The sequence below is a fragment of the Qipengyuania sp. SS22 genome, assembly GCF_025736935.1.
Taxonomy (GTDB): domain Bacteria; phylum Pseudomonadota; class Alphaproteobacteria; order Sphingomonadales; family Sphingomonadaceae; genus Qipengyuania.
Genome location: NZ_CP107048.1, coordinates 656,022 through 672,311, shown reverse-complemented (window position 1 = coordinate 672,311; position 16,290 = coordinate 656,022). Strand labels below are relative to the sequence as shown.

The following is a 16,290-nucleotide window of genomic DNA, read 5'->3' as shown; positions in this document are numbered from 1 at the left end:
TGTGGGCGGCCCGGTCGATTACTCAACGGGTGGCAGGGTAAAACTTTCCTGCGGCCCCGCAAACGCGCTCTTGTAGGCAGCCAGCTTTGCGGGCGGCAAGGCGAACAGCTGCGGCGTCTGGGTATAGAGTACCGCCGCTTCGACCCGGCGTCCGGGATAGATCGTCTCCAGCGCGGCAACATAGGCTGCCATCTGCTTCAACGTGCTGTCGGGAATGTCACCAAGCGTGGCCGGCGGGCGCCGCGCGGTCTTGAAATCGACCACGGTGACCGTCTCGCTCGTGACCAGCAACCGGTCCGCCGTGCCCATCACGACCTGCCCTTCGACCGTCGCGGCGAGCGGCACTTCGGCAAGCGCCTGCGGCCCGAACACATGCGCGAAGGCCGGGTCCTCAAGCACCGCGCGAACCCGCGTGAGCATTTCCGCGCGCTCCGCCTCGGTCAGATCGGGGGCCTGCCGCGCGAGCCAGCCGCGGGCCTGTTCTTCGCGCATATCCTCGGCCAGCTGCGGCATCCGTTCGAGCAGCGCATGGATCAGCGTCCCGCGCCGCGCCGCTTCCGCCGCATTGGCGGGCGGCAGCGGTGGATCGCTGCCCTCGACCTCACCCAACCCCGATGGGGCTAGCGGGCGCGGTGGCCGCGGTTCGGGACCGATCGGGCGCGTGGCCCATACAGGCAGCATCGGCTGCGAACTCTCGGCGGTGTGCTCGGCCGCTGGCGCTACCGCCGGGGCGCGTTCGCCGATCTCCCAGCGCGCACCCCAGATCGGGTCCGCCAGCCCCTCATCCTCGGCAAACAACGGTTTGAGGCGCGCATACCAGCTATCCTCATGCGGGCCGTTCTTCGCATCGCGCGGACCCAGCGAGCCGGTGATGAACAGCGCTTCCTGTGCGCGTGTCAGCGCGACATAGAGCAGCCGCCAGTGCTCCTGCATTGTCTTGGCGGTTTCGAGCTCACCCGCCAGCCGCACCGGGCCGACCTGCTCGCCCTTGGCAAGGACGGGCAGCGGGACCGCGCGTGCCTCGCCCCCACCGGGGAGGTCCTCGTGCAGGACCAGCTCGCCCGCGCCATCGGGGCGGATCGCGCTGTCGGCAAGGATCACGATCGGCGCTTCGAGACCTTTCGAGCCATGCACGGTCATGACGCGCACCTGGTCGCCGCCCTCGCCTGCTTCGCGTTTCAGGTCGCCATCGCCGGCATCGAACCAGCGGATGAAGCCCTGCAGGCTGGCGGTATGCGCGCTGGCATAGGCATTCGCCGCATTGAGCAATTCGTCGATCGGATCGTTCGCCTCGCGCCCCAGCCGCGCGACCAATTGCCGCCGTCCGTCCATCGGGCCGATCAGCATCCAGTGGAGCAATTGCTGCGGACTGTCGTAATCGGCGCGGCGCAGGATTTCGCGCAGGATGCCCATGGTTCCCACCACCCGATCGGCATCGCTTTCGCGCAAATGCTCCCACAGCCGGACCCGCGGCGGGCGATGGCCGTAGCGCAGCAATTCGTCCTGGCTCCAGCCGATCAGCGGCGAGACGAGCAGGCTGGCGAGCGTGAGATCGTCGAGCGGTTGCGCGGCAAAGCGCAGCGCCGCCATCAGATCCTTTACCGCCAGCGGATTGCCGAGCCGCAGGCGATCGACCCCGGCGACGGGAACACCGTGACGGTAAAGCCGCGCGACGATCAGCGACGCCAGCTCGCGCCGCTTCTGCACCAGGATCATAACATCGCCGGCGGTCGCGCGGCGCGGATTGCCCTTCGACAGCGTGAAACCCTCGCCCGCAGGATCGAGCCACTGTGCCACCTGCTGCGCGATGCGATCGGCCAGCCGGCGGTCGTGCCGGGCAAGCCAGCCTTCACGCTCGCCGTCGTCGTCCTCGCCTTCCGTGACCTGGACGACCTGCCACAGGCCGATCAGTCCCGGCTCCGCGCTGCCGGAATGCGGGTCGCCGCGCTGGTCGAGACCGAAACCGTCATAGCCAATCGCGTCGATTGCCCGGTCGACAAAGCCCAGCACCTGCTGGTTCGTGCGATAGCTGCGCCCCAGCCCGTATTCCTCCAGCCCGCGAACTTCCGGCGTGCCGCGCGTTTCGCGCGCGGCCTGCGCAGCGGCACCCAGCTTGTCGCGGAAGTAATCGCGCGCCTCGCGGAAGTTTTCCGGGCTGGTGCCCTGGAAACCGAAGATCGCCTGCTTGTAGTCGCCGACTGCAAAGATCGTGCGCACCGCATCGCCCTGCGCCCCGGCGCCGTCGAAATAATCGTCGGTCAGCGCCTTCACGATGCTCCATTGCGCCGCATTGGTATCCTGCGCCTCGTCGACGAGGATATGGTCGAAACTGCGGTCGAGCTTGTAGCGGATCCACTCGGCCATCGCGCTGTTCGACAGCAGCGTGGCAGCGCGCGCGATAAGGTCGTCGAAATCGACCAGCCCCTCGCGTTCCTTTGCCTTATGCCAGGCCAGCGCAAAGGCCCGTCCCGCCTCGAGCTGCGGGGCAAGGAATGCGGCAAGCTCTATCAGAGCAGCGCGTTCGCGCACCAGCGCCACGGCCTCGGCCACCTGCTGCTGGTTGTCCGGAAAGGCGGGGTCGGTTTTCTCGGCCCCGGCCAGTTTGCGCGGGTCGCCTTCCTTCTTGAGCAGCGTAGTCAGGAATCCGTCGAGACCGGCGCGGCGCGCCTCGGGATCACCGGCAATCCAGCCTTCGATGAAATCCGCGCATTGCTGCCCGGTCTTCGCGGGCCATGCGCGCGTCGCGGACAGGCAGGCGCGCAAAGCCGCAACCGGAAAGGCGTCGTCCGCACAGGCCTGCGCCACCCATGCTGCATCGGCATCGGCGGGAATGCCGAGCAGGCGGTGGACGCGCGGCTGCATTGGCGGCTGCCAGCTTCCCGGCCCGCGCCATAGGTCCATGTGCCGTGCGCAGCGCATCAGCCAGCCGCGGACCGCATCGGGGCCCTTGCGTTTGCTCATCTCGGCAATCGCGCCGGTTATGCGGATGTCGCCGTCACCCAGCAGGCTCGACAGCACCTCGCGGCTGAGCAGGTCCCGCTCGCGGTCTTCCATCGGGCGCGATCCGGGCAGAATGCCCGCCTCGCCCGGGAACGCGGCGAGGAGATATTGCGCAAAGGCGTGGATCGTATCGATCCGCAAGCCGCCGCCGGGACAATCGAGCACCCGCGCAAACAGCGCGCGGGCTCGGGCGCGTGTCTCGGGATCGGCCGGGGCGCCGAGAAAGCCGAGCTCCTTGCCCAGCTGTGCATCGTCCATCCGCACCCAGCGTGCGAGCACCGCATTTACCCGCACCGCCATTTCGGCCGCGCCCGCCTTGGTAAAGGTCAGGCACAGCACCTGCGACGGATCGGCGCCCGGTTCGAGCAGCAGCCGGAGCACACGCGCCGACAGCACCTGCGTCTTGCCCGTTCCCGCGCTTGCCGACAGCCACACGCTGTCCTGCGGATCGACCGCGAGCCGCTGCTTGTCCTGCAGTTCGTAGACGGTCCCGCTCATGCGTCCTCTCCGCCATCCTGATGCGCGATCCATTCATCGAGCCGCATCAGCTGGTCATAGGTGTCGTAGGCGGGGTAATTCGGGTTCTCGCGCGCGGTGAAGGGATCGCGGCCCTTGATAAAGCGGCCGATAGCCAGCGTCAGTTTCTCGGCGGTGAGCGGAAGGAATTCCTCAGGCAGCACACCCGAAGTCTTGCGCCCGACCTTCAGCGGGATGTCGACATAGCCGAAGCCGAACGGGTTATCGTCATTGTGCGCCTTGCCCAAAGACCAGTATTCATAGCCGTGCGGATCGCCCGACAGACCGCCGAACCCGCCCCGCTCGGCAATCAGGCCGAGGATGCCGAGCTGGAGCGCAAAACCCTGCTCGACCATTGCCGCGCTGGGCGGCTTGCCGGTCTTGTAGTCGATGATCGCAAGGCTACCGTCCTCGAGCCGGTCGATCCGGTCCGCGCGGCCATGCACCTGCACGCCCTCAAAGATCATCGCGCCCTTCTTTTCGACCGCGAGCACGCGGCGACCTTCGTAACCGGTCACCTTGTCCTCGATCCAGCGCAGCGCTGCTTCCAGGCGGGGTTGCCACAGCCCCCGCATCATCGAGTCAGCATTCTCCTCGTCGAGCACTGCTTCCATGATCGGCGCCAAGGTTGCCGCCGGGTCGGTCTCGCGCGCTTCGTGCCAGCGCTGCAGGATCGTATGCGCGACATTGCCCTGCCAGAGCGCCGAGGGCTCGGCATCGAGCGCGTCGAGATCGGACAGACCCATGATCTTGCCCGCATAGAATTGGTAGGGATCGCCCAGCAGCCGATCGAGCGCGGTGGCGGAAATATCGACATCGCGCTGGTCCGGCGCGGGATCGGGCGCGGGGCGCGGATAGCGCTCGGCCGCCGGTGCGCGCGTCATGGCGCGGGCCAGCGCGACCACGTCGCGCTCCTCGTAACGCGGCAGCATTTCGCCCAGCAGCGCCTGGACACGCAGCAGGAAGCGCGAGGGGATCGCAGGCCCCGCCTCGTCGCGCTCCGACCGCGAGAGCACCACTTCGGGTGCGCCCATCGCGCCTGCCAGATCGTGCGCCGACAGACCGATGCGGAAATCGGAGCCGGGAATGCCCAGCGCGCGGAGCACGGGCGGCGCGAGCAGCGCGTCGATCCCGCCCCTGATGGGCCAGACACCTTCGTTGAGTCCCGCACAGATGACCAGCTCGGCGCGGGTCATCCGGCTTTCGAGCAGGCCGAGAATATGCACCCGCGCATGCCCGCCATAGGGTGGGCGCACCGCGATCTGCTCCATCGCATCGCGCAGTGCGATACCCGCTTCGGTGGGGGCGAGAGCAAAATCCGCCTCGCGCGCATGCAGCCGCAAATCCTCGACAAAGGCGGAGAGCGCGCGGCCGTCTTCCCTCCCCCACAGCTTTTCCCCGCATAGCGCCTCTCCGGTCGCGGCCAGCGCGTCCAGCACTTCGGCCAGCGGCGCGCTTGCCTCACGCAGCAAGGCAAGCAGCGGGGTGAGCGCCTGTTCGACCACCCCATACCATTCGCCAATGCGAGGATGGGTTTCGGAGAGCTGCGCCGCGATCTTCGCAAGCGGAACAAGCCCGCCCGCCTGCCGCGGCCCGCGCAAGCGGCGCTCGGCCCGGCGCAGCTGCCGTAGCCAGGTGCCGCGCTCCATCCCGCCATCGACCAGCGGATGCGCCAACAGCCCCATCAGCGGAACGGGCGCAGCATCTTCCGCCATCACTTCAGCAAGCAGCAGGAACAAGCGCCCCGCAGGGGTCTGCGAAAGCGGGCGTCCCGCCGAATCGTCGGCGGCAATATTCCAGCGGTCGAGATGATGCACCACCCGCCGCGCCATCGCGCGATCCGGGGTAACGACTGCCACACGCCGCTCGGGCTCCTCGAGCGCTTCGCGCACCAGCAGCGCGATCGCCTGCGCCTCCTCCTCGGGCGTGGCGCAGGTCATCGTCCGCAGGCCCGACAGCCGGCGCTTTTCGGGCGGCAGATCGACCCAGCCCTTGCTCGCCTCGGGCGGGAGGAACAGCGAACCGATCGCATGGCTGCGCTCGGGCGGCGCCGCGGCGAGGCCCTTGCGATGCCATGGCTGCACTTCTTCCCGCGCCACGCCCATGCGGTTGAGCAGCAGCTTGAGATGATATTGCGGATGCGTCACTGCATCATCGCGCGCGAAGGGCGTAGCGCCAGGCTCGGGAGTGGCACCCGCCCGCCCCAGCTCGTCCCACACCGCCTGCGGCATGGTCAGGTCGAAATCGGGCAGGATCACCGCGCCATATTCAAGATCGGCGACAACGCGTAACAGCCGTGCGAGCGACGGCGCCGCGCTGGTCACCCCCGCAGCCACGACCGGTGTCGGCGGCGGGGTTTGCTTCCAGCGCGAAGCGGCCCAGTCGAACAGCCGATTGCGCCGCGCGGCAGCGTCGAGCGCGTCCCATTCGCGCAATTGTGACAGCCATTGCGCCTGCACGCTGGCAAAGAGGTGGAGGCTTTGCTGCCAATGGCCCGACAGCGATCCGAACAGGTCGAGCACGGACTCGCCAAGCAGTTCCTCGGGACCCACGCCTTCGACCAGTAGCCGGTCCATCGTCGCGCCCATCTCGCGCGCCAGCCGGAGCAGGGTCGCCCCGCCGGGTGCCTCGTCGCCCATGGTCCCGGCAATCAGCTGGGCCAGCGCGAACAACCGCCGCTGCGGATCGATCGCGGGTGGGACATCGGCGGCGCCAAGCGGGTCGAGCAATGGACCCAGCGTTTCATCCAGATCGAGATCGCCGACCACCGCCATGCGCGGCATCAGCAGCCCCGGCGCGGTGTGCTCGCCTGCGTGACGGATGAAGGCTTCGGCAATCGTCCGGCGCGCGCGGCTGCTCGGTACCAGCAGCGTCAGCCGCGCGAGGCCGAATTCGGGCTCCGAATACCGCGGGACAAGGCCCGCCACCAGCGCATCGGCAAAGCCGCGGTGGGCAGCAATCGAGTAGACCTGCGGCTGGTGCCGTTCAGCCACCCTTGAGCGCCTGTTCAGTCGGACGGATATGCGCGGGCGTGCCGACTTCGTACCACTGTCCGGTAAAGGCGAGCCCGAACAGGCGGCCTTCGGCGATCGCCCGGTCCCACAGGACATTGGTCGAGAACTTGCCTTCGGGCGCGTCGCGCAGCAGCCGCTCGGACACGAGCTGGATGCCGGTATAGATGAAAGGCGCGATCCGCCCCGGCAGCTTGCGCTGCAACAGCCCCGCCCCATTCATGTAGAAATCGCCCACGCCGTCGAAATTATACGCCCGCGCGTGGTTCACGACGAGCAGCAGCGCGTCCATCCGGTCGGGGTCCCAGCGCGCCGACAGATCGGCAAAGGCATTGCGCGGGCCATCGAGCCAGATGCTGTCGGCATTGCAGGCGAAGAACTGGCTGGGCAGCAGGCCCGCCGCAGCGGCTTTCACCATGCCCCCGCCGGTTTCGAGCAAGTGTTCGCGCTCGTCCGAAAAGGTCACGGCAGGCGCCTTGCGCGATCCGACATGCGCTTCGATCGCATCGGCGAGGTAATGGACATTGACCACCGCCCTGGCGATCCCCGCCTCCTCCAGCCGGTCGAGCGCGCGGTCGATCAGCGGCTTTCCCGCCACGCGCACCAGCGGTTTGGGGGTGCTCGCGGTGAGCGGGCGCATGCGTTTGCCCAGCCCCGCGGCCATCAGCATGGCGGTGTCGGAGGCGAGTTCGTTCACTGGATTTCCCCGCCCGCGGTATCGCGGATTTCCTGCGGGATATTGGCGGCGAACCAATCGGCGACCGGCTGCAGCGCCTCATGCGCAAGATCGCGCTCCATCGCGGTCCAGACCCGCGGGATCATCGCGAGGTAGCGCGCCTTGCCATCGCGCTTCCACAGCCGGGTAAAGATACCGACGATCTTGGCATTCCGCTGCGCGCCGAGCAGTGCATAATCGGCTTCGAAGTGCTCGCCGGCATCGGCCGCAGCGCGGTAGCGACCGAGCATTTTGCATTCGAGGTCCTCGGAAACATCGCGGCGGGCGTCCTGCAGCAGGCTGACAAGGTCATAGGCCGGATGGCCGACCAGCGCGTCCTGGAAATCGATCAAGCCCTGCTCGCCCGCAAGCTTGCCGGGTTCGAGAAGCATGATGTTCTCCGCATGGTAATCGCGCAGCACGGTCACGCCCGGTGCCTGACGCGGCAGCAGAGGTTCGAGCGCGGCCTCCCACGCCTTGCGATAGTCCTCCACATCGACCTCGAGCCCCATTGCCGGACAGTACCATTCGACCAGCAGCATGGCTTCGCGCAGGTACACCGCCATGTCGTAGCGCTCGAAGGGACCCGGCGGCAGCCGATGCAACTGTACCAGCGTGTCGATCGCCTTGGCATAAATGTCACGTTCGTCGCCGGGGGTGTCGTCGATCCATTCGCGCATCCGCTGGTCGCCGAAATCCTCGGTCAGCACCCAACCGCTCGCGGCGTCTTCCAACAGAATGTGCGGCGCGCGCAGGCCATTGGTTTCCAGCCAGTGCGCGACGTGCAGGAACGGTTTGGGATCTTCCTCGGGCGGCGGCGCATGCATCAGCATCGCGGTCTTGCCGCCTAGCTTGAGCCGGAAATACCGGCGGAAACTGGCATCGCCGACGAGCGGGGCGATTTCCGCCCCTTCCCATTCGGTATCGCCGAGGAATGCGTGAATGTCGTCGAGAAGCGCGTCGCTCATAGCCAGCGCCCTTGCCAAGATGTGCCCGGGGTTACAACGGCCTCGCGTCCGTCACCCACCTTTTCGAGATCAATCGCCAGACAGGCCGGTTCATGCGCGAAGCCGCCGGCATGGTCGGGCCATTCCGCGAGCAGCACCGCACCCTCGCGATAGTCGTCGAGCCCGAGCTCTTCGGCCTCGGACGGATGCTCCAACCGATAGAAATCGGCATGGACCACCGGCGGGCTCAGATCGTCATAGGTCTCGACAATCGTATAGGTCGGCGACGGCACTTCGCCCGTATGCCCCAGCGCAGCGAGGATCGCGCGTGCGAGCGTGGTCTTGCCCGTTCCCAGCGTGCCCGACAGCGCAACGACATCACCCGGCGCAAGCTTGGTTGCGATGCGCTGGCCGAACGCCTCCATCGCTGCGAGATCGGGCAGTGCAATGGTCACGGCAGGGTAATCGTGGCCGTGGTGCCGCCGTTCTTGCGGCTGTGGATTTCGAGCGTGCCGCCATGCGCTTCGATCAGCTGCCGCGCGAGCGGGATGCCCAGCCCCTGCCGGCGTTCGATCCCCTTGCCATCGGCGGACATGCGGATGCCCTCCAGCGCCCGCGCCAGTTCGTGCTGGCTCATTCCGCGGCCATTGTCGGCGATCACGATCTTGGTCTCGCCGCGCTTGCGCCCGATATCGACCACGATCCGCCCGCCGCGCGGCGTACCGTTAATGGCATTGTCGAGCAGCTGCGAAATCGCCCGGCGCAATTGGTGCGGATCGGCGGTAACGCTCTTGTCGGGGCTGCCCTTGAGGTCGAGCGTCAGCCCGCTGTCGAGGATCCGCCGTTCCTGCTTGCGCACGATCTGCGTGACGAAGGGCAGCAATTCGAGCTTGCTCTGGCGCAGTGGCATCAGGCCCGCTTCGGATTGCGAGAGATCGAGGACGTTCTCGACCTGCTCGGTCAGCTTGCCGACGGAGAGCGAGATCGCCTGCGCATACTCCTCGGCCTGCGGCGGCAGTTCGCCGGCAATCCCGCTTGTCAGCAGTTCGGCAAACCCGCCGATCGAGGTCAGCGGAGTGCGGAATTCATAGCTCATGTTCGCGAGGAAGCGGGTCATCACCGCATCGGCCTCTTCCAGCGCGCGGTTGCGTTCGCGCAAGGCTTGCTCGGCTTGGCGCGAGGCAGTGACATCGAGCACCGTCAGCAGGCCATTGCCATCGGGGAGCGGGACACCGGTGAAGTCGAGCGTGCGTCCATTAGCGAGTTCTATCCGGCCATCGCTCTTCTTGCGGTCCAGCGTCGCTGCACGGATGACCTGGTTGATCCGCGATACCGCGCTCGGATCGGCAAGGTTCGGGGCAATCGCGCCGAGCAGATCCTCGGCCTGCGGGTGGCCGTCGAGAACCTCGTGTTCGATTCCCCAGGCGCCGGGGAAACCGCGATTCCACAGTTCCAGGTGCCCATCGGGAGCGAACACCGCGAGCGCCTCGAACAGGTTGTCGAACGTCGCGGTGCGCGTGCGCAGCAGCGTGTCGCGGGTCGCCGAAAGCGCCAGCTGCTCGGTCCGGTCCTCGGCGATCATTACGAGTCCGCCATCGGGCAGCGGCTGCGCCACGATCCGCAGATGCGTGCTGTCCGACAGCGACCATGCCTCTTCATGCGGCTCGTCGCGCTGGAACCACTCGGCCAACTCGTTGCGCCAAGCGGGGAAGTCGCGCACTTCGGGGATGCGGCCGTTCTCGCGTGCGATCAGCAACATCTGCTGGAAGGTCGTGCGATCGTTGACCACGCCCGGCGGCAGCGAGAACACGCGGTGGAACGGCTGGTTGGCGAAGGTCATGCGGTGCGCCGCATCGAACTGCGCCACACCGATCGACAGCTGGTCGAGCATCGAGCGCTGCGCTTCGCGGAAGGCACGGAATTCGCGGGCCTGCTCCTCCATTTCCTCGATATCGACGGCATAACCGGCAATGCCTTCACCCATCAGCGGCAAGTCGGTGACACGGATGGTGCGCCGCGCACGGTCGATGGTCGCGCTGACGATGCGCTCGATCGGCTGGCGCCGGTCTGCTGCCTGTTGCGCGACCTCGGTCGCCGTCCGGCCATTGACCGTTTCGACAAGTTCGATCTGCTCTGTGACCACGCGATCCGCGCTGTCCGCGCCGACCGCTTCGACATAGGCCTGATTGACCAGTCGCAATTGCATGTCCGCACCGCGAAACCACATCGGCATTGGCGCGGCCTCGATCAGGCCGACAAGCGCACCGAAATCCTCACGTGCACGCGCGGCTTCCTCGCGCAATTGCAGCAGTTCGGCCTCGCTCTCGCTGAAATCGAAGACCCAGATAAGTGCCGCCCCGCCGGGCGAAACCGCCGGGTCGGCCAGCGAACCCTGCATCGCCAGCGACTTGCCCGATCCCGGAGCGACAGTAATCGCCATGCGGAACGGCTTGGCGGTCTTTTGGGTGCGGCGCACGTTGCGCGTCAGATCGTCCATCTGCGCTTCGGTCAGGCCCCGATCATCTGCGCCCGACAGCTCGGACATATACTCGGGGACCTTGTCGAGCCCGATCCAGCGTGCCAGCCGGTCGGGTGCCTCGATCCGCCCGTCGGCCCGGACCAACAGCGGAATCGCGGGCGCTTCCTCGATCAGGCGCGAGAGGCGCTGTGCAACCTGCCGACTGGCGATCGATTTCTGCTCTCGCCCGCTCGCGCGCAGCATCGCCCAGACTGCACCTGCGGTCCACAAGGCCAGCAGGAGGCCGACGATGGCCAGCAGTGCGGGAGAGGTTTCCATTACCGCCAGCTATGCGGACGCGCGCGGGGATGCAATGCCCCCGCGCGCGTCCGTGCAACGGTAATGCCGGAGTTTACGGCGATCAGTAGCGGTAGTGCTCGGGCTTGAAGGGGCCTTCGACCGGCACGCCGATATAGTCGGCCTGCTTCTGGCTGAGCTTGGTCAGCTTCACGCCGAGTTTGTCCAGATGCAGCGCCGCGACCTTCTCATCGAGGTGCTTGGGCAGGACGTAGACGTCGTTCTTGTAGTCGTCGCCCTTGGTCCACAGTTCGATCTGCGCCAGCGTCTGGTTGGTGAAGCTGAAGCTCATCACGAAGCTGGGGTGACCGGTCGCGCAGGAGAGGTTCACCAGGCGGCCCTTGCCGAGCACGATGATTTCCTTGCCATCGGGAAACTTCACAAGGTCGGTGCCGGGCTTGAGCTCGTTCCACTCATAATTGTCGAGCGCGGAAATCTGCAATTCGCTGTCGAAGTGACCGATGTTGCAGACGATCGCTTTGTCCTTCATCGCCTTCATCTGTTCGGCGGTGATGACATGTTCGTTGCCGGTCGCGGTGACGAAGATATCGGCAACACCCACCGCTTCGTCCATGGTCACGACCTCGAAGCCGTCCATGGCCGCCTGCAGCGCGCAGATCGGATCGATTTCGGTCACCAGCACGCGCGCCCCGCCATTGCGGAGCGACTGCGCCGAGCCCTTGCCGACATCGCCAAAGCCGGCGACGCAGGCGATCTTGCCCGACAGCATCACATCGGTCGCACGGCGGATCGCGTCGACCAGCGATTCGCGGCAGCCGTAGAGATTATCGAACTTGGACTTGGTCACGCTGTCGTTCACATTGATTGCGGGGAACGGCAGCTTGCCCTGCTTGGCGAGGTGGTAGAGGCGATGGACGCCGGTAGTCGTTTCTTCGGACACGCCGACGATGTTCTTGACCGACTTGCTGAGGTAGCCGGGCTTGGCCTCGATGAACGCCTTGAGCGCGCGCTGGAATTCGATTTCCTCGGCATTCTGTGGCTCGGGCAGTTCCTCGCCCGCCTCGATGCGCGCGCCCCACAGCGCGAACATGGTGGCATCGCCGCCATCGTCGAGAATGATGTTGGCGGTCTGATCGGCGTCGGCATCGGTCGACCAGTCGAAAATGCGGCCGACATAATCCCAGTAATCGGCGAGGCTTTCACCCTTGATCGCGAACACGGGAATATCCTGCGCGGCGATTGCCGCGGCGGCGTGGTCCTGCGTCGAATAGATGTTGCAGGTGGCCCAGCGCACATCGGCGCCCAGCGCGACCAGCGTTTCGATCAGCACGGCGGTCTGGATCGTCATGTGCAGCGAGCCGGTGATGCGCGCGCCCTTGAGCGGCTTGTCGCCATATTCCTCGCGCAGCGCCATGAGGCCCGGCATTTCGGTTTCGGCAATGGCGATCTCGGCGCGGCCATATTCGGCCAGCGCCAGGTCCTTGATAACGTAATCGGTAAATTCGGTCACGACGATGTCCTCGACTTTCGGGGTGGAGACCGCACGCAAAAAAGGGGCGGCCGCCGCATTGGCGCCGCCCCTAGCCCCTCCACGATCCGGGGGCAACAGCCCCCCGACCGTTGCGAACCCGAAGGGGCCTCGGCGCGCCGCGAACCGTCCCCCGTCGCGCGGCGCAGCAGCGAGCCGTTCAGTCGCTGCATTCTTGCATTTCAAGGCATGGGGCAAAGGGATTACAGTAACTTGAAGCGGCGAGGTAAAGAGGCCTTAACGCTTCGGTTGCAATTGTGCGGTGCCGCGCCCTTCGAGGAAGGTTGCGCGGGCCTTCGCGCCCGCCTACCCATGCGCCGGACGATATTAACGGAGTTTCCAACATGACGATTTCGGTGGGCGACAAGCTGCCTGATGTGAAGCTGGTCAAGGCGACCGAGAATGGCCCCGAACAGGTCAGCTCGAGCGAATATTTCAAGGGCAAGAAGGTCGCGCTGTTTTCGGTGCCCGGTGCCTTCACCCCGACCTGCTCGGCACGTCATCTGCCCGGCTATGTCGAGAAGGCCGATGACTTGAAGAGCAAGGGCGTCGACGAAATCGTCGCCACTGCAGTCAACGATGCGTTCGTCATGGGCGCGTGGAAGAGCTCGGCCGGATCGGACGACATCACCATGCTCGCCGATGGCAATGGCGATTTCGCCGAAGCCGTGGGCCTTACCATGGACGGTTCGGGCTTCGGCCTGGGCAAGCGCGGACAGCGGTATTCGATGGTCGTGGAAGACGGCGTGGTCACGCAGCTCAATGTCGAGGCGCCGGGCGATTTCTCGGTCTCGAGCGCGGAGCACATGCTCGGCCAGATGTAGGCCACCGCAAGCAACACTGTTGTGGAATTACCGCCCCGCCCGGCCCTGCGCCGGGCGGGGCGTTTTTCTTGCGCGCTAGGGGATAGCCCTCGGCACTCCTGTCCAGAATATACAAGACATCGGATGGTATTCTCTGAAGCCTGTCTTGGTCGAAACTCAGATCAAGGAACTCGATCCGCACCCCCGGCCCTTGGCCACACGCCCTCCTCCAACAGTGCAGGTGATGCACGAACCAGTCTCTATGATAGAAAAAACAAGAGATTATGTCGCAGCCCTCCGTCAGCAGGCCACCCAGCTGAACGAACTCGCCGATACGCTGGAAAAAGACCTCGGACTCGCACCTGTCCCGACCAAGCGGGCGCCTGCTCCAAAAGTATCGGCGGCCGAACTGATTCCAGTCGCCCAAGCGATGTTCTCGCTGCGACGCAGGCGCGAAAAAATCCTGCCACAGAAATTCCTCGGTGAACCGATGTGGGACCTGCTACTCCATCTGTTCGAGCGCACCGCCAAGGATCGGCCGGTGTCCATCACCAAAGCCAGCTATGCCGCGCATGTCCCCCCGACCACCGCGCTGCGCGCCATCTCGGTGATGGAGAATGAAGGGTACCTTATCCGGACGAAGCCCAAGGCGGATTCGCGCAATGTCCAGCTGACGCTGACCGACAATGCGATGGATACCATGTGCAGCTATCTGCAAGCCTCGGACCCGCCGCGGCTCTATACCGAGGCGCTGGTTCGCAAGATCGGTGCAGTCGGCGTGTCGTGATTACCTGAGTATGCCCTCGGTGCCGTTGAGGCGGCACTCGGGCACGCAAGGTCAGCCGTATCCCATCAGGCGGAGCACTTCCTCGCGGCTCCGGTGATCGTCGAGGAACGTACCCATCATGCGGCTGGTGACCATGCCGACACCGGGGGTTTTGACCCCGCGGGCGGTCATGCAGCTGTGCGAGGCCTCGATGACCACGGCGACACCCTGCGGCTGAAGGTTCTCCCAGATGCAATCGGCGACCTCCGCGGTCAGGCGTTCCTGCACTTGCAGACGCCGCGCGAAACCGTGCAGCACCCGGGCCAGCTTGGAGATGCCGACCACCCGGTCATTGGGCAGGTAAGCGATGGCCGCCTTGCCGATGATCGGCGCCATGTGATGCTCGCAATGCGACTGGAACGGAATATCCTTCAGCAGGACGATCTCGTTATAACCGCCGACTTCCTCGAATACGCGGCCGAGATGATAGGCCGGGTCTTCCTCGTAACCGAGGCAATATTCCTTCCACGCGCGCGCCACGCGTGCGGGGGTATCGAGCAGGCCTTCGCGTGACGGATCATCGCCGGTCCATTCGATCAAGGTGCGAATGGCATCCTGAACATGGTCGGGCACCGGCAGCTTGCCGCGGGGATCGTCCTCGTCGGGTCCAACTAGGCTGCTCACGTTCCCTTGATCCTCCTGAACTTTTCGCGAAACCGCGCGAGCTTGCTGCCTTTGCGGAAAAGGCCGCCGTTTGCAAATGGCTCGAACATCTCGTCCGGGTGCTCGGGATCGAGTAGCGCACTCTTCGCCAGTGTCTGCTCGGCTCCGTTGAGTTCGGGCGGGTGGTAGCGCCGCAAATTACGCCCGCTCTCTTCCTGCGAATGGTCGATCAGGCGGCCCATCGACCCATACCGCGACAGCAGTTCGCCCACCTCCCGTTCGTCGATTCCGCAATGTTCGCCGAGCAGCGATCGCCGCAGGTCGGCAATGCCGGCGCGCGCATGATCGTTACCTTCGCGCGTGGCGTCGATGAACACGTCGCATTCGCTGTCGAGCCCCATCGAGCGATTGTTCAGATTGGCCGATCCGATCCGCAGGATATCGTCGTCGATGATCATGATCTTGGCATGGACATAGATCGGCGTCTCGCCGGAGAATGGCGACCACAGCGAGAACCGGTGCTGCTTGTCCGCCTCTTCTATCGCGCGCACCAGTTCGGCCCGCGCATGGTCCATTGCCTGCTGCTCCAGCCAGCCGTCGGCATGGCAGGGATGGACGATGACGATCTCGGGCGGATCGTCTTCCTGCAGCCGGGCGATCATCGCCTCGGCAATCGTGCGCGAGGCGAAATACTGGCTTTCGGCGTAAATGAAGCGTTTGGCCCCGGCGATCTGCTTCAGATAGAGTTGCTCGATCTCGTCGACCGCGTCCCACTCGCGATAGGAGGCGCGGGTGCGGGCAATGCCGATTTCGACATCCTCGAATTGCGCCTGCAACGCATCGGGCCAGGGCGTGCCGGGGCTATCGGGCACCTCGGGCAGTTCGTCGCCGCCCGCGCAGGTCCAACGGTCGTCACCCAGCTGCGCGAGAGCGACGGCGATTTCGCCTTCCATCATCATCGCGGCATCGTGCCAGGGGTCATAGGGACGCCCATGCGGCGTCTTGCGCCGCGGATCGTCTTCCTTGTGTTCGCGCGTGTCCCAGCGCTGATCGGTCATGTCGATCCCGCCGCACACGGCGACCTGGTTGTCGAGCACCGCGATCTTCTGGTGGTGGGTGCAGCCGACCGGATGGGCGGTATCGAATTTGAACGTGATCCGCGAATGACGGATCCACCGCGCAAGATCCCACCACATCGAGGCGCGCCCGATGGTCGACAGCGCCCCAACGCTCCATTTCAGGATACGGATATCGAGCTGTTTGCGGTGGCGGGCAAGCCAGGCGATAAAACTGCCCAGACGCGACGGATAGCCGCGTTTCCATCCACGCTGCCACCAGCGGCGCCCCCGTTCGAGATGGATGCGTGTATCGAAATCCCAGCCAATCAGCAGGATCCGGCGGCGCGATTTAAGCATCGCTTCCTGTATGAAAGCGAAGTAATCTGCCGCATCGACGATAACGCTGGCACGCGTGGCTTTGGCATAACGCCACACCCCCGGTTCGATCGAGGGTTCGAGCCCGGACACCCGGCTCGGGTCGCTTGTGCCAGCTTCGCTCACCAACCG

At 65.6% G+C, this 16,290-nt stretch carries 11 protein-coding genes; 2 read left to right on the top strand and 9 right to left on the bottom strand.

Annotation, left to right across the window (positions count from 1 at the left end):
- Positions 1-18 precede the first annotated feature (18 nt).
- From addA to ahcY, 7 genes are all read right to left on the bottom strand, one after another.
- Complete coding sequence (gene addA, locus N6L26_RS03315) at positions 19-3,498, bottom strand: double-strand break repair helicase AddA (protein WP_263606632.1); 3,480 nt, start codon at positions 3,496-3,498, stop codon at positions 19-21.
- Positions 3,495-6,509 carry a double-strand break repair protein AddB gene (gene addB, locus N6L26_RS03310; protein ID WP_263606631.1) on the bottom strand — a complete coding sequence of 1,005 codons (3,015 nt, stop codon included), beginning with the start codon at positions 6,507-6,509 and terminating at the stop codon, positions 3,495-3,497. Before addB ends, addA begins: the two co-directional genes overlap by 4 nt.
- Positions 6,502-7,224: a nucleotidyltransferase family protein gene (locus N6L26_RS03305; protein WP_263606630.1), complete on the bottom strand. Its 723-nt coding sequence runs from the start codon at positions 7,222-7,224 to the stop codon at positions 6,502-6,504. The genes addB and N6L26_RS03305 overlap by 8 nt, the downstream gene beginning before the upstream one ends.
- A complete protein-coding gene (locus N6L26_RS03300; RefSeq protein WP_263606629.1) occupies positions 7,221-8,210 on the bottom strand; it encodes an aminoglycoside phosphotransferase family protein in 990 nt (329 codons plus the stop codon). The genes N6L26_RS03305 and N6L26_RS03300 overlap by 4 nt, the downstream gene beginning before the upstream one ends.
- Positions 8,207-8,644 carry a tRNA (adenosine(37)-N6)-threonylcarbamoyltransferase complex ATPase subunit type 1 TsaE gene (tsaE, locus tag N6L26_RS03295; RefSeq protein ID WP_263606628.1) on the bottom strand — a complete coding sequence of 146 codons (438 nt, stop codon included), beginning with the start codon at positions 8,642-8,644 and terminating at the stop codon, positions 8,207-8,209. Before tsaE ends, N6L26_RS03300 begins: the two co-directional genes overlap by 4 nt.
- Positions 8,641-10,986 (bottom strand): PAS domain-containing sensor histidine kinase, encoded by a 2,346-nt coding sequence (locus N6L26_RS03290; RefSeq protein ID WP_263606627.1) that lies wholly within the window; start codon positions 10,984-10,986, stop codon positions 8,641-8,643. The genes tsaE and N6L26_RS03290 overlap by 4 nt, the downstream gene beginning before the upstream one ends.
- A gap of 82 nt (positions 10,987-11,068) precedes the next feature.
- On the bottom strand, positions 11,069-12,475 hold the full coding sequence (gene ahcY, locus N6L26_RS03285) for an adenosylhomocysteinase (RefSeq protein WP_263606626.1): 1,407 nt from the start codon (positions 12,473-12,475) through the stop codon (positions 11,069-11,071).
- 362 nt (positions 12,476-12,837) lie between these two features.
- On the opposite strand from ahcY, the gene N6L26_RS03280 reads away from it, so the two are divergent.
- Positions 12,838-13,317 (top strand): peroxiredoxin, encoded by a 480-nt coding sequence (locus tag N6L26_RS03280; RefSeq protein ID WP_253516475.1) that lies wholly within the window; start codon positions 12,838-12,840, stop codon positions 13,315-13,317.
- Positions 13,318-13,540: 223 nt separating this feature from the next.
- Complete coding sequence (locus N6L26_RS03275; protein WP_263606625.1) at positions 13,541-14,083, top strand: MarR family winged helix-turn-helix transcriptional regulator; 543 nt, start codon at positions 13,541-13,543, stop codon at positions 14,081-14,083.
- 51 nt (positions 14,084-14,134) lie between these two features.
- Here the strand turns inward: N6L26_RS03275 and folE are convergent, their stop codons facing one another.
- Both folE and N6L26_RS03265 read right to left on the bottom strand, forming a co-directional pair.
- A complete protein-coding gene (gene folE / locus N6L26_RS03270) occupies positions 14,135-14,746 on the bottom strand; it encodes a GTP cyclohydrolase I FolE (RefSeq protein ID WP_263606624.1) in 612 nt (203 codons plus the stop codon).
- The gene (locus N6L26_RS03265; protein WP_263606623.1) at positions 14,743-16,284 is read right to left on the bottom strand and encodes a phospholipase D-like domain-containing protein; all 1,542 of its coding nucleotides are present in this window, start codon (positions 16,282-16,284) and stop codon (positions 14,743-14,745) included. The genes folE and N6L26_RS03265 overlap by 4 nt, the downstream gene beginning before the upstream one ends.
- Positions 16,285-16,290: the final 6 nt, after the last annotated feature.